Raw genomic sequence first — 17,381 nt, forward strand, 5'->3', positions numbered from 1 at the left:
TGTGAAAAGTTTGATGGCGGACAGTATTATACCACACCAGAAAATGCGGATTTTAGTACCAAAGCGCAAGTGAAAGCATGGGTTTACGGTGGTGGTATTCCGAAAAGCATTCTCAATTACGAACCTCTTATAGACGAGATCAATAAAGAGATCAAAAAACTATCGGAAGCCGCTTGACATTATTTCTGTAATGTATATCTTCGAATCAGGTGCCTAGAAAACACCTTGACGATAAGCGGATGGATTGCCGAAACAGTCTCTTCACCGCCAATTAAAAACTTTGACTCGTTGTATGCTACAAGCATATAATGGCATTGTCGGGTGTGGTTACGCTATACAATACTCTTACGAGGAAAGCGTAACGACGGACTTATCGCCGTGTTTTCTAGCACCCGGCATCCTCTTCAGATGTCAATAGAAAACCTCTAACGATAAGGAGTTCATTATGAACACTCTCATTAAAATTACAGAACAAACGATTGATCAAGAAACAGTTCAAGCAGTAAATGCGCGTGAGTTGCATACGTTTTTAGAAGTAAAATCCGAATTTAGAAATTGGATAAAAAATCGCATTGAGGAGTATGGTTTCCTAGAAAATAAGGACTTTATAAGTTTCGCTAAAATTTTAGCGAAACCTAATGCCTCTCAAGAAAATCAAGGCTTTGTGAGTTTCGGTAAAAATTTACCGAAACCTAAAGGCGGTCGTCCAAGTACAGAATATCATCTCACCCTAGACATGGCAAAAGAGCTTTCCATGGTTGAACGTAACGAGAAAGGACGTCAAGCACGCCGTTATTTTATTGAGTGTGAGAAGAAACTAAAAAGCCAATCTGTTAATTATGATAATGATACGCGCTTTGATTTGCCAAGCTATTGGGAAGGTATGAACGCTGGCGAAAAAGTTTTATATCTTTTAGGTCCAATTCATATGCGTCTTCTTGATGCCTTCAGAGTAGATGAAGAAAACAGAAAATACAAAGCTCTTATTAAAGAAGCAAAACAGGTTCTAGCAAGATCTGTCGTAAAAGCTGCTTAGTTTAAAATATGATCTCATCTTCTCCACTTTCAGAGTGGAGAGGATATTTCACGCCGCGTTTTTGATTGTAATAACGACTTGCTTGCCAAGAACGCTCAATGCTTGCTCTAATGTTTGAAGCTTAGTTGGATAATTGGGATCAAGAATGCGTCTTGCTTCTGTTTCTTTTTTACCCAAACGATTAGCCAATTCTGTTTTTGTGATATTCGCTTCATTAAAGGCTTCTACCACTGCAAGTTTAAGAGCATTCCAAGCATCTACCGTGACCTTTACAAGACCTTTATATTGCTGTGGTACTGGTAAAGGTAAACCGCGCATAGGATAGCTCCGTAATGCTAACCCTAAAGCTTCAACAGCATTCTCTAATGCCTCTGCTCTATTTTCTCCAGCTGTTATTGCTTCTGGTACATCTGGAAAGGTTACAATAAAACCACCATCTGGATCAGATTCCAGTTTTGCTTGATAAGTGTATTCCATGTTTAGGTCTCCTCGCCATAATCGAAATGCTTTTGAAACGAAAATTTAAAGCTGTTGAGAGAATAACTCATACCCCCAACTGCTTTTTTATCATTTTCACGTAAAGTGGGGTCAATTCACCAGATTTTATAACGGTTGTCTTGTCTCCAAAAGTTACCAAATAATGTGACCCTTTACCTGCATCAGGAGCTTCACTGTAATGAATGCCTCTTTTTCTGGCTTCTTTACGTAATTCCCTAAGCAGTGCTTCTCGTTTCATTTAGCCTCCCCTTTCTGCATAAAATGAATATCGCACAAAAAGGTTCGATAATCAACAATAAATCGAACAAAAAAGTTTGATACAGACTCTTAATGAAAGAATATTTATTGAAAAGTTAAAAGTAGAAATAAGAAAGCCGTGCCATTTGTGTGACATGGTTTTTTGATGCATGATTTGTCAAATAATATTATAATGTAATACTTAAAAAACTGTTATTAATAAACTGAAATAATTGTATAAATATGCAAATTATGCTAAGATTTTTTTATGTATAAATTGCTAATCTAATGGGGCTACAAATATGCTAAATAAAGTGACGTTAATCGGGCGCCTTGGTGCTAATCCCGAAAGCAAAACAATGAATTCTGGAGCAGAAATAGTCAATTTTAGTATAGCGACTTCTGAGAGCTATACAGATAAAAAACCAATCAAAAAGTAGAGAAAACAGAATGGCATTCCGTGGTGATTTTTAATCCGCATTTAGCAAAAATTGCACTTCAATATCTAAACAAAGGTTCAAAGGTTTACATAGAAGGAAAATTACAGACACGCAAATGGCAAGATAAAAATGGGCATGACCGTTACACAACAGAGATTGTCTTACCACAATTCAAAGGGGAATTGTATTTGCTTGATGCAAAGAAAGATCAATCGGCATCCCCTACCCCTTCACCTATTACTTCTCAAAATTATGCTATCGCTTCAGGGGCTGCTGATCATAGTGCACTCATTAATAATGATAGCATACCATTCTGATTGAAAAAAAATATGACAAAAAGAAAAAAACGTGCAAAACGTGGTCGTCCACGGATTAAAGGATGTATCAGAGAACCAAATGGACGCATCTCACGAGCAAAAACACCGCATGAACCCATGGATAAATTGGCAATTGAAATGCGTGCCAAACGCTTTGGCTTGACCATAGAAGAGGCTAAAAATCCACTTTCCGGCACCTATATCGGGCGGCTTTATTTGCAAGGCGAAATAAATCAAGACCAATATGATGCTGCGCAAAAATATCTTGAAGTGAAAAACAATTATCTATGTGCAAAAGAATTGCCTAATGCAATTTATGATAACTTTACTCCTTCATCAAATGAGGAGGCACAAAAACGGTGGATTGAAAGAGCAACTCATTGTTATGAAGAGACGAAAGAGGTTATCAAAGAAGCACAACACCTCTATAGACAGTATAATCTTTATGCCGCGATACAACATCTTGTTATAGAAAACCAAACATTACCACATCTTGTTAGTTCTTTGCGTATTGCTCTAAATGCTCTCCAGAAGTATTTTTATCCAAAAAATAAATGGTAAATGCTTTAACGTATAAACGATTTTTGGGAACGGAATATTTGCATCATTTGTTTGTAAAGCAGCATATTTAGGTAAAAAAATAAAAAAAAACACAATATATTGATTTTTTTGTTGACAATATGTGAAAAGTCGTATTTAATGACGCTGCTGTACTGGTCGAATTGCGTCCAAAATTCAAAAATATCCTCTAAAAATTTAGTAAAATGTGATCTTGAAACGTGGCTAGAAAGCCCTGTTTTCTGGGTAATTCTGACTAATCTATTTTTCAAATAACAAAAATCAATAATTGACTAATGATGTCATTAATTATGACGCAAAAGGAGCAATGATGAAAGCTGTCATCACTAAGCCAATGTGTGTTGTTGGAGACAATAAAAGCACTGTTCGCTTTGAACCATCAACACCCAATAATCCATTTGTTGAAGTTTCTAATCAAGTCTACGCACGTCTCAAGCGCGCCAATGCTGCAAAACTTTTTGTTGACGTCAAGACAACAGCAAAAACAGATAAGGCAATTGAACAAATTAAACAGATAGAACAAGAAGCCGTACAAACATCGTCTGAACCAGTGACAGAGGAAATTCCACTCGAACAGCCAAAAGCATCTAAAGCTTCTAAGTCATCAACATCTACCCCCAAAAAGGCTTAGAAGTTGAAGTTAATCATCCACCAAAAATGGTATCTTCAACAGGTGAAGGATACCTTCACCAGTCTTCAAGCACCACGCCTTAATTGGGCTCTGCGTAATGCTCTAAACACTGCAGCAAAACAAGTTGAACGCTTTACTGAAAAGCAAGTTGCAGACATCTCATCAGCCCAAATAAAGCGTATAAGAAGAGGTGTTTATATTAAAGAAAAGGCGACAGCAAGGTTTCTTGAGACAGATATCATTGGTTCTGGAACACCAATACCTCTTAAATTTTTTAAAGTAAACGAAACAAAACGCGGCGTAACTTACACACTGTTTGGAAAGAAAGAAATCTTACCCCATGGTTTTATCAAGGGAGGCAGTTTTCCAAAGCGTGTTGAATTAAAAAAGCTGAATGGTAATGTATTTCAAAGAGCGGATGGAGATCAATTCCCCATTGCAAAACAAGAGGAACCCTCAATTGCTAGGGTGATGTCAAAGCCAGAGATTACAAGTGCTATTGCACAATATGCCAATGAGAGATTAATTGCCAACATACAATACCAACTTGCTCGTCAAGAATATGCCGCCAATAAGAAAGGCTAGATCATGTTCTCAAGCTATGTTTGCTATACACTGAGATTTTCTTTCTTGACAAGATTCACGGAAAACGTATATCGTTAAATCAGGTGCCTAACAAACACCTTAAAACAACTAGCGGATTGGTTACCGAAATAACTAATTTTCCGCATATTAAAAGCTTTGACTCATTGTATGTTAGACGCATATAATGATTTCGTCGGGTGTGGTTATGCTATAAAATACCTTCACGGGGAAAGCATAACGACGGGCTAGTTGCCGTGTTTGTTAGCACCCGGCATTCTTTGTTGAGTGTTATTACTTTTAGGACTTTTAGGATTTTTCAAAAAATAATTGACAGTTTCTGTGAACAGCTATAGTCTGATTAGCAGGCTTAAAACACCTCGTAACTAATCGGTTCAACAGTATCCCGAAAGATCTGTTGCCCATCATAAGAAATTTTGTCCAGGGTCTTCGTGTGTATGTCCAAGGGTAACCTAAAGATACGAAGGGCTGTATTAGTTCGGTTGTTTTAGCCCTGGATACTTTAACTTATAAAACAAAGGACTAATAAGATGAACACTCTAATTAAAATATCAGAACAAGCTGTTGGACAAGAAATTATTCAAACCGTTAATGCGCGTGAATTACATGTGTTTTTGGAAGTAAAACGAGACTTTTCCAATTGGATTAAAGACCGTATTAACAAATACAGCTTTCTCAAAAATCAGGATTATATAGTTTTCGCCAATTTTGGCGAAAACCTCCAAGGCGGTCGTCCAAGTACAGAATATCACATCACTTTAGACATGGCGAAAGAGCTCTCAATGGTGGAACGCAATGAGAAAGGACGTCAAGCACGCCGTTACTTCATTGAATGTGAGAAAAAACTAAGAAACCAATCTGTTGATTATGATCGTGATACACGCTTTGATTTGCCAAGCTATTGGGAAGGTATGAACGCTGGCGAAAAAGTTTTGTATCTTCTGGGTCCAATTCATGTTCGTCTTCTTGATGCCTTCAGAGTAGATGAAGAAAACAGAAAATACAAAGCTCTCATTAAGGAAGCAAAACAGGTTCTAGCAAAATCTGTTACGAAAGCCGCTTAGATTTAAAATATGATCTCATCTTCCCTGCTTTCAGAGTGGGGAGGATATTAATTTAAAGAAGATTGCCAATTATGCCTCTCCTATTCCAGAAAAAATACAATAAAATCAATGCAAAAGGTACTTCCCAGCGGGTTAGGTCTGTTGCGGGGCGGACGAGCGCGAACTATCGCTAGCGACAGAATTTTCAAATTGACTGTACATTATACACATAACACATTGATAAATAATTGTTTTAGTGTGTGTCTGTACAGTACGCGATTATTTTTAGATAAAAATTATTTTTATTCTTGACATTGTTGCGTTAATATATATTTTCGAATTAGGTGCCTAAGAAACACCTTAAACCAATAGCGGATGGATTGCCGAAACAATCTATCTTCTGAGCATTAAAGATTTTGACTCATTATATGCTGTAGCGTATAAAGATCTTGTCGGGTGTGGTTACGCTATACAATACTCTTTATGGGGAAAGCGTAACGACGGACTATTGGCCGTGTTTCTTAGCGCCCGGCATTCTTCTGGAATGTCAATAAGAAACCTCTAACCAATAGGAGTTCATCATGAACACTCTCATAGAAATTAAAGAACAAATGATTGGACAAGAAACTGTTCAAACTGTTAACGCACGTGAATTATATATGTTCTTAGAAGTCAACTCTAAATTTGCAGATTGGATTGTACGCCGTATTAAAGAATATGGATTTTTGGAAAATCAAGATTATGGTTTTACGTTTCTCAAAAATGAGAAACGTAAAAATGTTATAAGTAAAGAATACCATCTCACTTTAGACATGGCGAAAGAGCTTTCCATGGTTGAACGCAATGAGAAAGGACGACAGGCTCGTCGTTACTTTATTGAGTGTGAAAAGAAACTAAAAAGCCAATCTGTTGATTATTGTGATGATATACGTTTTGCTTTCCCAAAAGATTGGGATAAAATGTCTCCAACTAAAAAGGCTGTTTACATTTATGGACCTCTCCATATGCATCTTGTCAAAGCCTTTACATTGGTAGAAGAAAGCAAACATTATAAAGCTTTAATCAAAGAAGCAAAACAAGTCTTAGAAAGATCTGTCGTGAAAGCTGCTTAGCTTAAGACACATCTCCCCTCCCCGTTCTCAACAATGGGGAGGTGGTTAAGAAGGTAATAAAATTAAGGTGCACTATACCAAGTTGATCGTCCACCACCATGACGTATCAAAAGACCTTTTTCAACTAATGATGTAAAAGTTACTTTAAGTGTATTAGCGCTTGCACCAACCTCACGCACCATATCGCGGGTTGTAACACGTCCGTGATTACGCACATAATCAAGAATATTAAGAGCCAATTCAGATAAGGAAAAAAGAGCATTTTTTTCACTCTCTATTTTTATTTCTAATTGGCGTTTTTGTTTTTGTAGAGCACGTAAAAAAAAGAGTATCCAAGGCTCCCAATTGGGTGTTTTAGTATAAATTGTTTTTTGAGTTTGATTTAAAGCTAAGTAATAGCTTTCTTTATTATTCTCAATAATGCTTTCAAGTGATGAATATGGTACATAAACATAACCTTTTTGTAACAAAAGAAGGGTGGTTAAGATACGGCTTAAACGTCCATTTCCATCTTGAAAAGGATGAATAGCTAAAAATGTTACATTAAAAATACCAATCGTAAGTAAAGGATGAAGATCCTTTAATTCATTGGTTTTATTGAACCAAGTAATAAGCTCTTGCATTCGGTATGGTGTATCAAATGGTGTAGCTGTTTCAAAAACAATGCCAACCATTTTCCCTTGAGAATTAAATGCTGCTACATCATTGCGTAAAGTCTTATATTCACCTCGATGTCGTTGATCTTTCTCACTATTACACAAAAGATCACGATGAAGTTGTTTAATATGATTTTCAGTAATAGAAATATCACTCCAAGATTGAAAGATTGTTTCCATAACCTTGGCATAACCGATAACTTCTTGTTCATCACGACTCTTGAAACGTTTAATTTCTAAGTTTACCAAAAGCTGTTCGATTTCGCGGTCTGTTAACTTACTCCCTTCAATGCGTGTGGAAGATCCAATACTTTCAACAGTAGCAATATGACGAAGAGCGTTCAATCGCTCAGGTGCAAGAGTACCAAGGGCGCGCCATGCCCCTTTGAACTCATCAATTTCAGCAATGAGAGCCAACAATTCTTGTGTAATTTGGAGTGTATCTGTTTTCATACCGGAATATATACCCGATTATACCCGATTGTCAATCATTCGTAACACCGTAAACTCTTACTTCTTATGGCAGAGAAAAAGCAAGGAGCAACTATGAATAAGAAGAATCGTAAGGGTCTATCGGTTCGTGCGTTTGCGAAGAAGATGGGTGTTTCACATAATGCGGTGGTTTCTCGGATAAAGACAGGTAAATTTGATGCGGCTCTTTTTGAAGATGGTTCTGTCAATGAAGCGCTTGCAACAGCTATCTGGAATGAGAATCCAACAAAGCGCCCTGCTCCATTTTTAGCGCCTGATGGTCAACCGCGGACAAAGATCAAACAAGCCTCTACAGATGGAGCCAATGAATACAAGATAAAACTGGAGCGAATGCAAGTTGCGCTAGCAAAAGAAAAGATTGCTCTGGAAAAGTTACGCGAAACAACTGTTGATCGTGAAGAAGTGAGAAAAGAAGCATGGAACTTTGGAAGAGCGCACCGTGATGCTATGTTGAATTTTCCTCATCGTTTTGGTGCAAGCATTGCTGCACAAGTTGGATGTGATGCTGCGAGCCTTATTGGAGCTATCGATCATCATATGCGCAAAGCTTTAGTGGAAAATGTCGTCCCTGTTTCTTTTCACGATCCCAACATTTTAGAAGAGAATCCAGAACATGATAAGTGATGCTTCGCCCTCGTCCTCTGATGCTGGGCTCTTTTTTTGCTATGCGAATGAAGGACGCCGTCCTGACCCGCCTTATACTGTTTCCCAGTGGGCTGATAAAAATCGTTATTTGAGCACAGTTACAAGTGCTGAGCCTGGATTATGGAGGACTATACGTACCCCCTATTTACGAGAGATCATGGATAATCTTTCTGTTTATGATCCGACTGAAACAACGGTTGTGATGAAGGGGGCTCAGATTGGAATGTCGGAAGCAGCATTGAACTTTTGTGGTTATGCCATTCATCATAGTCCAGGACCTGCCCTTTATGTGATGCCGACAGTTGAGACCGCTAAGAAACTGTCAAAGTCTCGTCTTGATCCGATGATTTCAGCTAGCCCTGCTTTAAGTGAACGCATTGCTCCTGCTCGTGCACGAGCCAGTGGAAATACAATGTTTTCAAAGGAATTTTATGGGGGAACATTGATGATTACAGGAGCAAATAGTGCTGCTGGATTGCGTTCTTCTCCTATTCGCTATTTGGTTTTGGATGAAGTCGATGCTTACCCATTGAATGTCGATAATGAAGGCGATCCTGTAACAATTGCTGAAAAACGAACCTCTGCTTTTATTCAACGTAAAATTTTTAAATTGTCCACGCCGACACACCGTGACACAAGCCGTATCGCCAAGGATTTTGTGCTAGGAGACCAGCGATATTACAACGTGCCTTGTGATGCATGTGGTACACTCCAGCCCATTGTTTGGTCACAAATCAAATGGCCGAAAGGGGCTCCCGAAAAAGCTGTTTTTGTTTGTGCGCATTGTGGTCATGAACATGCCGAACATCGTAAGTCCACCTTAATGGCAGAAGAAAACGGTGCTTGCTGGATCGCAACACAGGAGTCAAGTAAGCCTCGTCTGCGTTCTTACCATATTTCAGCGCTTTATTCGCCATGGCTGACTTGGGGCGATTGTGCGCGCGAATTTTTAAGAGCCAAAGAAGACCCTGCTCTTTTGCAAGTTTTTATTAACACAGTGCTTGGAGAGCCATGGGAAGACAGAACAGGCGAAGTTGTTGATCCTGATAGCCTCTATGCAAAACGTGAAGATTATCCATTGGCACCAGAACAAGCCGTGTTGTTGACAGCGGGTATTGATGTGCAAAATGACCGCTTGGAACTTGAAGTGGTGGGATGGGGGCGTAGTGAAGAAAGTTGGCATATTGATTATCAAGTGATCCTTGGTGATCCCTCTTCTTTTGAAGTATGGGACCAATTGGATGAATATCTTGCAAAACGTTGGCCGCATCCAGGCTATAAAGAGGGAATTAGGATAACAGCTGCTTGTATTGATACCGGTGGTGGACATACACAGGCGGTTTATAATTATGTACGCCCGCGTGAGGGGCGGCGTATCTGGGGCATTAAGGGGCAAGCGGGATGGCGTGCGGTATGGCCACGCCGACCAAGCAAAAACAATAAAGGACAGATTAATCTTTATATTGTTGGGGTTGATGCCGCGAAAGATATTATCACGGCACGATTTAAAAAATCGGGACCTGAAGCAACGGGGGCTGGTGCAACACACTTTCACAAAAACCTTGATCGGGAATATTTTGATCAGCTAACCGCTGAAAGAAAAGTCATCAAATATTTTAAAGGCTTCAAGCGCATTGAATGGCAAAAAAGCGAAAAGGCAAGAAATGAAGCCTTGGACTGTAGGGTCTATGCTTATGCTGCTTTACAAGGTCTAATTTCGGCAGGAATAAACCTTAATCGAGAAGTCGATATCTTAGAAGAGCGTTTGGAAAAACTTAAAATTGAGGGCTCTTTAGAGCAGCCAACACCAAGACATGCCCCCTCTCCTTCTCCAAGAAGATCTCAGACAGCACAACCTCAAAGGAAACAATCCAGAACGGTGATGAATCCTTATATGCAAGGGGATTGGAGGTAATTTATGGATGAAACTTTAGAACCAATTAACAGCAAAATTGACAGACTGGAAAGTTTAAAAAGGCGGCGTGAACAAATTGAAGAGGCTCTTTATTCAGGTGCACAATCGGTACGCCATGGCGATAAGCAAGTAAGCAACCGCTCTGTTGAGGAACTGCGCAGAGCGCTTGAGATGCTGAACACACAAATAGCCAACCTTGAAGGGCGCAAGCGTTCACGCGTTTTCTATTTTAATATATCACGAGGCTATTAATGGCTGGTTTTTTCAATAAACTCACAGGCTTTTTTAAAATTTCTCGTCAACACAATCCCCATTTTGAAGCTGCAAGTAAAAGCCGTCGCATGGGTGGTTTTGACCCCGCCAAAAAACATATTAATAAAGCGATTGAAGAATGCGGTGATACCATTGTTGCCCGTTCAAGATGGCTTTATGACAATGAAGCTCTTTATGGTTCTGCAACGGAGGAATGGGTCTCTGCGGCTGTAAGTGATGGGATTAAACCTTATCCTCGTATTGAAGGCTTTCAAGAAGAAAAGAAAAAGCTTTTAGACTTATGGTGGCAATGGGTTGATGAAGCCGATTATGATGAAGATACCAGCTTTTATGGGCTGCAAGCAACCATTGCACGAGAAGTATTTTTAACCGGAGAGTGCTTTGTAAGATTGCATTATGTTGATCTCTACGGGCGCTCTGGTGTGCCTCTTCAGTTGCAAGTTTATCCCACGGAAATGTTGGACCTTTCCTACAATGGACCGGCTGAGATTGAAGGCAATTACATTCGTATGGGAATTGAATTTAATGCCAGTGGTAAGCGTGTTGCTTATCATTTCTGGGAACATCACCCCTATGATGCTTCTCCTTCCAACATAGCATTTAAGAGTCAAGAACGCATACGTGTCCCCGCTGAAATGATCCTTCACATCAAAGAGCGCCGTATTGCCGGACAATTGCGCGGTTCTCCCAAAATAACGCGCTGTATGACAAAGATCTTTCAACTCGAATCCTATGACGACGCAGAACTCGATAGAAAAAGGACGGCGGCTCTTTTCGCGGCGTTTGTCAAGGACAATTCACCAAACGTCGAAAAATTATCCGATAATCGTGATAAAAACAACGTTGAAGAAGAATACAAAGCACCTGTCATTGCGCCCGGTGCATCTCTTTATTTAGGAGAGAATAAAGAAGTTACATTCTCAAATCCTGTTGAGGTTGGAGGTTCTTATGAGGCTTTTCAATTTCGCAATATCTTGAAAATTTGTGCAGCACTTAATATGCCTTATGCCGTTGTGACAGGGGACGTTACGCGCGGCAATTTTTCAAATGTGCGTACCTCCATCATTCAGTTTAGACGTCATGTTAAACAATGGCGTGAACATATTATTGCCTTTCAGTTTAACCGCATTGTTTGGGAGCGTTTTGTTGAAATGGCAGTGCTTTCTGGATGTGTCAATTTGCCAGGGTGGGAAGAAAATTCCTTGCCATGGCTTCAATGTGAAAGCTTTGCACCCCCGCTTGAAATGATTGATCCAAACAAGGATATCTCAGCGGAAAAAGAAGAAATCCGTGCAGGCTTGAAAACACGACGCATGGCACTTGCCGAGCGTGGCTTTGATATCGACAGCATTCATGCCGAACTGCAAGAAGAGCACACAGACGCTCGTGCGCGCGGCTTATCTTTTGACACGGATATGGCAGCGCCTTCTGGTGAAAATCAAGTGATTGATACAGCAGATTCAGAACCTTCTGAGACTTATGAAAGTAACCAAGGCAGTGAGGCACATAAAAATGGTGAATAATCTCGACATGCCGTTTTTGGCATCACGGCTTTTTGGGGTTCCTCATATGCTTGCCTCGACAAAGCTTGATATCATTTTGAATGCTCTTGCACCACGCCTTTTTGAGGGAGAAAAGTTTCCCATTGGGGCTTTTGCGCAAGGGGATACAACGGCTTTAAGACCCCCTGAAACTTATGTAGTACAAAACAATGTTGCTATCCTACCGGTTCATGGCACGCTTGTGCGTCGCGGTGCATGGCTTGGGGCTTTATCGGGGCTAACCTCTTATGAAGGTTTAAGGGCTTCTTTTCGTGAAGCCATTGCACAACATGATGTTCGCGCTGTTTTATTTGATATTGACAGCGGCGGTGGAGAAGCCGGTGGTGTGTTTGATTTGGTTGAAGAGTTTCAAACACTCTCAAAACAATACGACAAGCCCATTTGGGCACATGCCAATGAGTTTGCCTGTTCTGCAGCTTATGCCATTGCTTGTTCTGCTTCTCAAATATGGGTTGCTCGCACAGGGGTTGTGGGCTCGATTGGGGTTGTTTGTGCCCATCTTGACCAGTCCCGTGCAGATGAAAAACACGGGCATAAATGGACCTTTGTCTTTGAAGGTGATCACAAAACCCATGGCAACCCTCATGAACCCTTGAGCGATACAGCACAGATAAAAATGCAAGCCGATTGCGCCCTGCTCTACGAGATGTTTGTCGATTTGGTGGCGCAAAACAGACGCTTAAATGCTGCTGCAATTCGTGACACAAAAGCAGAAACTTTTATAGGCACCCAAGCGATCACGCTTGGATTAGCAGATGCGCAGGGCACCCTTGCGCAAGCTTTGGAAGCCTTAACGGATTCCATATCACAAAACCCAACATCAACAGAAAAAGAAGGACAAAACACATGGCACGCACACAATACCGCGCTGAAGAAGAGGATGACGAAAAGATCGTCGACATCATCAATGACGAGGAAGAGGACGAAGACGATAGTGACATCGACAAAAACGCCGAAATCTTTGACGACGAAGAAAACGAAGATGAAGATGAAGACAATGAGGACAAGCAGGAAAACATAAAAGCTGCTCTTGAAAAAGAAAGAAAGCGCGCAAAAGCACTAACAACCCTTGAAAGGCAAGCAAAGCACTTAGGCGTTTCTTTTGACGCAGCAAAAGCTATTCAAAACGGTATGAGTGTCGAGAAAGCACGCCAGTGTGTGTTGACGGCTGCTAGCTCTCAAAGCGCGTCTTTAAAAGTCTCGCCTTATACGCCTCATAGTGATGGGACGAGCAAGGCAAAGATTTATGCAAAATGGGAAGCAGCTTGGAGGGCAGTGAAATGACGAATATTATTTATGACGACGTACGCAATGGCGCTTATCTTGGACCCTACGACCCCGATATGTCAAATGAAGAAGTGCTGTTTGCATCAGGAGCATTCATTGAAGCTGGAACTGTCATGGGAAAGATAACCGCAACGGAACACTATGTCCCCCTTAATCCAGCAGCATCAGATGGCAGTCAAACACCGGCAGGGATTTCTTTTGCCACTATTGACGCAACAGAAGCAGATCAACGTGCCGTAATTACAGCACGCTTATGCACTGTAAAAGCTTCTGAACTGCTATGGCCAGATGCCATCACGGATGAGCAAAAGAAAGCAGCCATTCAGTCTTTAGAAGACCATAACAACATTCTATTGCGATAGGAGAATGCACACATGGACATGAATTTTTTTAAACATGATGCTTTCTCAAGCATCACAATGATGAAAGCCATCGAAAACTATGAGTTTCAACCTGGTCTTGTAAGTTCTCTTAATCTTTTTGAAGAAGTTGAAACCAGTACCACGGTGGTTGGTATTGAACGGCGTGATAATACATTTTCGCTTATTCAAACCAGTGAACGTGGCGCACCTTTGGCAGAAGGTGATAGAGAGGGTCGTAATCTTCGGTTTTTCAAAACAACACGGATTGCCAAAAGTGATACCGTGAAATCAGAAGAAATCCAAAACCGTCGTGAATTTGGGACAGAAGATCAGTTAGAGACAGCAATGAAATATATTGCCAGAAAACAAAAGAAACTGATTTCTGAAATAGAATTGACATGGGAAAATATGCAACTTGGCGCTGTTCAAGGGGTGGTTCTTGATGCCGATGGCTCTGTTATTGTCGATTGGTACAAGGAATGGGAAATCGCACCACCAAAACCGATTGATTTTAAACTAAATACAGAAACAACCAATGTTGCTGACCATGTTGATCAAGTCATTATGAGGATGATTGAAGCTTCAAAAGGAGCGTTTTCTGATCGTTCACGGATTATTGGGCTTTGTGGAAATGAATTCTTTTCCAAATTGAAAAACCATAAAACAATTCGTGAGACCTATTTAAACACAGCCTTAGCACAGACACTCAATAGCGCCGGAGGTGTTGCAACACCAAGTTCGATTGGCTCTGGGAGCTTTGGTAGTTTTGACTTTGCGGGTGTGACTTTCATTAATTATCGGAGTATCCACAACTATAATGTAAGTGCGAAGGCTGGAACAAAGCGCGCCATAGGCATTAAGCCGGATGAATGTCAATTCTTTCCTGTTGATGCGCCTGGTGTCTTCCAAAAAACCTTTGCTCCTGGTGAAAGCTTGGATTTTGCCAACACGGTTGGAAGACCTCTCTACACGATGCTTATCGTCGACCACGACCGTAATGCATGGGTAAAACCTGAAGTGTATAGCTATCCGCTTTACATTTGCACACGCCCTGAAATGCTGTTTAAAGCAGTGATTGGAGCGAAATAACATGCGGTGGAACGGGCTGCTAAACCAAATGGTTAAAGATGTGCGCAACACTTTTGGGCAGCCCATCATCTACACGCGAAAAGACAACCAGCAATCTTTTCGTATCACAGCGATTTACACCATTAAGCATTCAGAATCGGACGCCGGTGGCAGAATCCCTACCACAATTGCAAGAAAGGAACTTGATCTTTGTATCAATGACATCGGGGGAATACCACCAAAACCTCAAGATAGTGTTGTGGTCCTCTCTCCTGAAAACAACAAAGCCCCCTCTTCTCAAGAACACTTCACTGTTACAGATGTCCAAGCCTCTGAATCCGGTATGTATAAGCTTATCTTGCGGGAGATAAAGTAAAGATACGCTTATTTATTTTAAAAAGGTAAAGTCACCCCTTGACAATATGGCAACAATGTGTCTATTGTTGAACTAGGTGCCTGAAAAACACCGAACGATAAGCGGATGGATTACCGAAATAATCTCTTCCCGCCGAAATTTAAAAACTTTGACTCATCACATGCTTTGTAGCATATAGTGGTTTTGTCGGGTGTGGTTACACTATACAATACCTTTGCGGGGAAAGTGTAACGACGGACTTATCGCCGTGTTTTTCAGCGCCCGGCACTCTCTTTAGAGTGTCAATGAAAAACATCTAACGATAAGGAGTTCGCATGAACACTCTTATAGAAATTAAAGGAAGTGCTACTAATGGTGCTACCACTCAGACTATGTCTAGCATTGAAATTGCGGGAGTATGTAGTAAGAAGCATAAAAATGTTATGCGAGACATTAAACAAATATTTAGCGAGCTCAAATTTGAGCCGGCTAAGTTTTTAAGCAGTTATATTGATGAACAAGGAAAAACACGCCCTTGTTATAATTTACCCAAGCGCGAATGTTTAATTCTCGTATCTGGTTACAGTACTGCTTTACGTGCTAAAATCATTGACCGTTGGCAAGAATTGGAAAAGCAGGTAGCCACACCACAAGTTGATTATTCCAAACCCGAAGCATTACTTGGTGTCTTGAATCACTTACAAAGTCAAATCAAGCAAAAGGATAATACCATTGCCGAATTAGCTCCAAAAGCAGAGGCTTTGGAAGGTTTAAAGCGTTCTGATGGTTTGTTCGGTCTTATCGAAGCAGCGAAGATGCTTGAAGTGCGACCAAAAGATTTAACCGATTACTTGCGTAAACATGATTGGGTCTATCGGCGTGCTCCAGGAGCGCCATTGTTACCTTATCAGGATAAGATCAAGAAAGGATTCATGGATTGCCCTGCTATCACCATTCAAAGACCAGATGGAACAGAAAAGGTGCTGCCTTCAACGAAAATCACATCTAGAGGATTGGCATGTTTGAGAGAACAAATCTTTGGGGGTGTGCAATGAAAATAGATACCAACTTCTTATGCGATTTGTGGATGGCATTATCTCAATTTTCTAATGATGAAAATGTGAGCGACAAAGATTGTAGTGCTCTGGTTCAAACTATGAATGCAATAGAAAATGTTCTAGTTTTAAAGCTTCAAGATGACGTGCCCAATATTACAAAAATCTTGGCAATTTTGACAGATTTTGGAGCTTCAGAACTTCCACATCGTATGGATTCTTTGTTGCGAACTTATGAACCAAATTTAGACAACCCCATTAAAAAGGTTGCTTAACTTAAAAACAAAACTCCCCTCCCTATCGTTAAAGGTGGGGAGGTAGTCAAGAGACTTCTTTAGGTAAGAACTCAAAATGAACGGATTTAAAATCAGTTAAGTCATAATCTGTAAGATCGGCAGTATCAACAAAGTTTTCTGCTTCTTTATCCGTCTTAAAAACGGGTATTTGTTTTAATTTAGAGGGTTTCATAAGAATTAATTTTCTTTTAGTACGTATAGACTTTTAAAAGATTCAAAGTTTAGAGGAAATGTATCTGTTTAAACTCACACCATTTTCAGCGGCTTGTATTGCAAGTTTTCTATGGAGTTCTGGTGGTATTCTTAATTGAAACTTACCACTGTATTTACCATGTGACAAAGGCACAGGAACTTCTTCTCCATTATGTTGCATGTCCTCAACAACTTCTGAAACAAGGTCCATAATACCTTTTAAAGCTTTCTCTGCTTGAGCATCTAACCATGAAAGGGATGGGAATTCTGCACACAATCCGACATATTCCTCATCTTCTTGCGACCACAAAACACGATATGTATAATGATTATTGTTCATGTTTCATCCTTTCTATCGCTTGTAAGACTTGTTTGACTTGATAAGCTTTTGCTTTGTTACCAGAATCTTTTTGAATATTTACACGAGGATCACCAAGCCACGGTGTTTTAAAAACAAAGTGGCTTGTACCATTGTTCCGAGGTTCTCCAAAGAAATAGACACATACAGCCAACAAATCTGAAAACTTGATGTTCTTTGGTGATGCTTTCATCAAGCTGATTATTTTTTCAACTTTATTGCTCATAACCAATAATAGTATCATTATTAATCCTAGTCAATCATTTTATACACTTAATTGGACAGGAACACTCATGCATCCGAGAGAAACGATAAGGGAAAGCTTTGTTGCTTTGATAAAGGCAGCAAAGACGGCAGCTGGTGACAATG

General features: G+C 40.2%; 23 protein-coding genes and 2 pseudogenes. 19 read left to right on the forward strand and 6 right to left on the reverse strand.

Going from position 1 to position 17,381, the window contains the following annotated elements; all coding sequences use genetic code 11:
- Positions 1–445: 445 nt before the first annotated feature.
- Positions 446–1,036: an antA/AntB antirepressor family protein gene (locus ACFIMA_RS08185; RefSeq protein WP_375693329.1), complete on the forward strand. Its 591-nt coding sequence runs from the start codon at positions 446–448 to the stop codon at positions 1,034–1,036.
- Positions 1,037–1,084: 48 nt separating this feature from the next.
- On the opposite strand, the gene ACFIMA_RS08190 is transcribed toward ACFIMA_RS08185, so the two are convergent.
- Positions 1,085–1,513 carry a type II toxin-antitoxin system HicB family antitoxin gene (locus ACFIMA_RS08190; RefSeq protein WP_375693328.1) on the reverse strand — a complete coding sequence of 143 codons (429 nt, stop codon included), beginning with the start codon at positions 1,511–1,513 and terminating at the stop codon, positions 1,085–1,087.
- 67 nt (positions 1,514–1,580) lie between these two features.
- Complete coding sequence (locus ACFIMA_RS08195) at positions 1,581–1,772, reverse strand: hypothetical protein (protein WP_375693327.1); 192 nt, start codon at positions 1,770–1,772, stop codon at positions 1,581–1,583.
- Between the two features lie 301 nt (positions 1,773–2,073).
- Here ACFIMA_RS08195 and ssb point away from each other — a divergent pair.
- The 6 genes and pseudogenes from ssb (at position 2,074) to ACFIMA_RS08225 (ending at position 6,496) form a co-directional block, all read left to right on the forward strand.
- Positions 2,074–2,528 (forward strand): annotated as a pseudogene (gene ssb, locus ACFIMA_RS08200) (single-stranded DNA-binding protein).
- 12 nt (positions 2,529–2,540) lie between these two features.
- Complete coding sequence (locus ACFIMA_RS08205; RefSeq protein WP_375693326.1) at positions 2,541–3,089, forward strand: hypothetical protein; 549 nt, start codon at positions 2,541–2,543, stop codon at positions 3,087–3,089.
- A 328-nt stretch (positions 3,090–3,417) separates the two neighbouring features.
- Positions 3,418–3,738 (forward strand): hypothetical protein, encoded by a 321-nt coding sequence (locus ACFIMA_RS08210; RefSeq protein ID WP_375693330.1) that lies wholly within the window; start codon positions 3,418–3,420, stop codon positions 3,736–3,738.
- Positions 3,739–3,741: 3 nt separating this feature from the next.
- Complete coding sequence (locus tag ACFIMA_RS08215; protein ID WP_375693325.1) at positions 3,742–4,323, forward strand: hypothetical protein; 582 nt, start codon at positions 3,742–3,744, stop codon at positions 4,321–4,323.
- Positions 4,324–4,871: 548 nt separating this feature from the next.
- Entirely contained in the window at positions 4,872–5,405 is a 534-nt protein-coding gene (locus ACFIMA_RS08220) for an antA/AntB antirepressor family protein (protein ID WP_375693324.1), read from the forward strand.
- Between the two features lie 560 nt (positions 5,406–5,965).
- On the forward strand, positions 5,966–6,496 hold the full coding sequence (locus tag ACFIMA_RS08225) for an antA/AntB antirepressor family protein (protein ID WP_375629830.1): 531 nt from the start codon (positions 5,966–5,968) through the stop codon (positions 6,494–6,496).
- 62 nt (positions 6,497–6,558) lie between these two features.
- Here ACFIMA_RS08225 and ACFIMA_RS08230 read toward each other — a convergent pair whose 3' ends face one another.
- A complete protein-coding gene (locus tag ACFIMA_RS08230) occupies positions 6,559–7,605 on the reverse strand; it encodes a Fic family protein (RefSeq protein ID WP_375668741.1) in 1,047 nt (348 codons plus the stop codon).
- A 93-nt stretch (positions 7,606–7,698) separates the two neighbouring features.
- Between ACFIMA_RS08230 and ACFIMA_RS08235 the strand changes: the two genes are divergently transcribed.
- From ACFIMA_RS08235 to ACFIMA_RS08285, 11 genes are all read left to right on the forward strand, one after another.
- Positions 7,699–8,268 (forward strand): hypothetical protein, encoded by a 570-nt coding sequence (locus ACFIMA_RS08235; RefSeq protein WP_375693323.1) that lies wholly within the window; start codon positions 7,699–7,701, stop codon positions 8,266–8,268.
- Positions 8,258–10,204, forward strand: a complete 1,947-nt coding sequence (locus ACFIMA_RS08240; protein WP_375693322.1) for a phage terminase large subunit family protein — start codon at positions 8,258–8,260, stop codon at positions 10,202–10,204. Before ACFIMA_RS08235 ends, ACFIMA_RS08240 begins: the two co-directional genes overlap by 11 nt.
- A gap of 3 nt (positions 10,205–10,207) precedes the next feature.
- On the forward strand, positions 10,208–10,456 hold the full coding sequence (locus ACFIMA_RS08245) for a phage head-tail joining protein (protein WP_375624120.1): 249 nt from the start codon (positions 10,208–10,210) through the stop codon (positions 10,454–10,456).
- Positions 10,456–12,000, forward strand: coding sequence for a phage portal protein (locus tag ACFIMA_RS08250; protein WP_375693321.1), 1,545 nt, complete (start codon positions 10,456–10,458; stop codon positions 11,998–12,000). The genes ACFIMA_RS08245 and ACFIMA_RS08250 overlap by 1 nt, the downstream gene beginning before the upstream one ends.
- A complete protein-coding gene (locus ACFIMA_RS08255) occupies positions 11,990–13,060 on the forward strand; it encodes a S49 family peptidase (protein ID WP_375693320.1) in 1,071 nt (356 codons plus the stop codon). Before ACFIMA_RS08250 ends, ACFIMA_RS08255 begins: the two co-directional genes overlap by 11 nt.
- A gap of 110 nt (positions 13,061–13,170) precedes the next feature.
- Entirely contained in the window at positions 13,171–13,323 is a 153-nt protein-coding gene (locus tag ACFIMA_RS08260) for a hypothetical protein (RefSeq protein ID WP_246350187.1), read from the forward strand.
- Positions 13,320–13,688, forward strand: a complete 369-nt coding sequence (locus tag ACFIMA_RS08265) for a head decoration protein (RefSeq protein ID WP_375613995.1) — start codon at positions 13,320–13,322, stop codon at positions 13,686–13,688. Before ACFIMA_RS08260 ends, ACFIMA_RS08265 begins: the two co-directional genes overlap by 4 nt.
- 12 nt (positions 13,689–13,700) lie before the next feature.
- Positions 13,701–14,777, forward strand: coding sequence for a major capsid protein (locus ACFIMA_RS08270; RefSeq protein ID WP_375641110.1), 1,077 nt, complete (start codon positions 13,701–13,703; stop codon positions 14,775–14,777).
- A gap of 1 nt (position 14,778) precedes the next feature.
- A complete protein-coding gene (locus ACFIMA_RS08275) occupies positions 14,779–15,132 on the forward strand; it encodes a hypothetical protein (RefSeq protein WP_375693319.1) in 354 nt (117 codons plus the stop codon).
- Positions 15,133–15,446: 314 nt separating this feature from the next.
- Positions 15,447–16,166 carry a Rha family transcriptional regulator gene (locus tag ACFIMA_RS08280; RefSeq protein WP_375621874.1) on the forward strand — a complete coding sequence of 240 codons (720 nt, stop codon included), beginning with the start codon at positions 15,447–15,449 and terminating at the stop codon, positions 16,164–16,166.
- On the forward strand, positions 16,163–16,441 hold the full coding sequence (locus ACFIMA_RS08285; RefSeq protein WP_375620501.1) for a hypothetical protein: 279 nt from the start codon (positions 16,163–16,165) through the stop codon (positions 16,439–16,441). Before ACFIMA_RS08280 ends, ACFIMA_RS08285 begins: the two co-directional genes overlap by 4 nt.
- A 46-nt stretch (positions 16,442–16,487) precedes the next feature.
- Here the strand turns inward: ACFIMA_RS08285 and ACFIMA_RS08290 are convergent, their stop codons facing one another.
- From ACFIMA_RS08290 to ACFIMA_RS08300, 3 genes are read right to left on the reverse strand one after another with little or no spacing between them, the layout of a single operon-like run.
- Positions 16,488–16,634, reverse strand: coding sequence for a CopG family antitoxin (locus ACFIMA_RS08290; protein WP_375630421.1), 147 nt, complete (start codon positions 16,632–16,634; stop codon positions 16,488–16,490).
- Positions 16,635–16,676: 42 nt separating this feature from the next.
- Complete coding sequence (locus ACFIMA_RS08295; RefSeq protein WP_004856761.1) at positions 16,677–16,994, reverse strand: type II toxin-antitoxin system HicB family antitoxin; 318 nt, start codon at positions 16,992–16,994, stop codon at positions 16,677–16,679.
- Complete coding sequence (locus ACFIMA_RS08300; RefSeq protein ID WP_012231065.1) at positions 16,984–17,256, reverse strand: toxin HicA; 273 nt, start codon at positions 17,254–17,256, stop codon at positions 16,984–16,986. The genes ACFIMA_RS08295 and ACFIMA_RS08300 overlap by 11 nt, the downstream gene beginning before the upstream one ends.
- Here ACFIMA_RS08300 and ACFIMA_RS08305 point away from each other — a divergent pair.
- Positions 17,183–17,381 (forward strand): annotated as a pseudogene (locus ACFIMA_RS08305) (hypothetical protein); the annotation flags it as partial. The gene ACFIMA_RS08300 and the pseudogene ACFIMA_RS08305 overlap by 74 nt on opposite strands.

This window comes from Bartonella sp. AP88HLJMH, assembly GCF_042195605.1.
Taxonomy (GTDB): domain Bacteria; phylum Pseudomonadota; class Alphaproteobacteria; order Rhizobiales; family Rhizobiaceae; genus Bartonella.

Coding starts and splice junctions, on each gene's coding strand:
- ACFIMA_RS08280 (WP_375621874.1), top strand. CDS start 15,447: ATGAACACTCTTATAGAAATTAAAGGAAGTGCTACTAATGGTGCTACC.
- ACFIMA_RS08240 (WP_375693322.1), top strand. CDS start 8,258: ATGATAAGTGATGCTTCGCCCTCGTCCTCTGATGCTGGGCTCTTTTTT.
- ACFIMA_RS08270 (WP_375641110.1), top strand. CDS start 13,701: ATGGACATGAATTTTTTTAAACATGATGCTTTCTCAAGCATCACAATG.
- ACFIMA_RS08235 (WP_375693323.1), top strand. CDS start 7,699: ATGAATAAGAAGAATCGTAAGGGTCTATCGGTTCGTGCGTTTGCGAAG.
- ACFIMA_RS08185 (WP_375693329.1), top strand. CDS start 446: ATGAACACTCTCATTAAAATTACAGAACAAACGATTGATCAAGAAACA.
- ACFIMA_RS08210 (WP_375693330.1), top strand. CDS start 3,418: ATGAAAGCTGTCATCACTAAGCCAATGTGTGTTGTTGGAGACAATAAA.
- ACFIMA_RS08195 (WP_375693327.1), bottom strand. CDS start 1,772: ATGAAACGAGAAGCACTGCTTAGGGAATTACGTAAAGAAGCCAGAAAA.
- ACFIMA_RS08285 (WP_375620501.1), top strand. CDS start 16,163: ATGAAAATAGATACCAACTTCTTATGCGATTTGTGGATGGCATTATCT.
- ACFIMA_RS08230 (WP_375668741.1), bottom strand. CDS start 7,605: ATGAAAACAGATACACTCCAAATTACACAAGAATTGTTGGCTCTCATT.
- ACFIMA_RS08220 (WP_375693324.1), top strand. CDS start 4,872: ATGAACACTCTAATTAAAATATCAGAACAAGCTGTTGGACAAGAAATT.
- ACFIMA_RS08265 (WP_375613995.1), top strand. CDS start 13,320: ATGACGAATATTATTTATGACGACGTACGCAATGGCGCTTATCTTGGA.
- ACFIMA_RS08205 (WP_375693326.1), top strand. CDS start 2,541: ATGACAAAAAGAAAAAAACGTGCAAAACGTGGTCGTCCACGGATTAAA.
- ACFIMA_RS08190 (WP_375693328.1), bottom strand. CDS start 1,513: ATGGAATACACTTATCAAGCAAAACTGGAATCTGATCCAGATGGTGGT.
- ACFIMA_RS08275 (WP_375693319.1), top strand. CDS start 14,779: ATGCGGTGGAACGGGCTGCTAAACCAAATGGTTAAAGATGTGCGCAAC.
- ACFIMA_RS08250 (WP_375693321.1), top strand. CDS start 10,456: ATGGCTGGTTTTTTCAATAAACTCACAGGCTTTTTTAAAATTTCTCGT.
- ACFIMA_RS08295 (WP_004856761.1), bottom strand. CDS start 16,994: ATGAACAATAATCATTATACATATCGTGTTTTGTGGTCGCAAGAAGAT.
- ACFIMA_RS08290 (WP_375630421.1), bottom strand. CDS start 16,634: ATGAAACCCTCTAAATTAAAACAAATACCCGTTTTTAAGACGGATAAA.
- ACFIMA_RS08255 (WP_375693320.1), top strand. CDS start 11,990: ATGGTGAATAATCTCGACATGCCGTTTTTGGCATCACGGCTTTTTGGG.
- ACFIMA_RS08225 (WP_375629830.1), top strand. CDS start 5,966: ATGAACACTCTCATAGAAATTAAAGAACAAATGATTGGACAAGAAACT.
- ACFIMA_RS08260 (WP_246350187.1), top strand. CDS start 13,171: ATGAGTGTCGAGAAAGCACGCCAGTGTGTGTTGACGGCTGCTAGCTCT.
- ACFIMA_RS08245 (WP_375624120.1), top strand. CDS start 10,208: ATGGATGAAACTTTAGAACCAATTAACAGCAAAATTGACAGACTGGAA.
- ACFIMA_RS08300 (WP_012231065.1), bottom strand. CDS start 17,256: ATGATACTATTATTGGTTATGAGCAATAAAGTTGAAAAAATAATCAGC.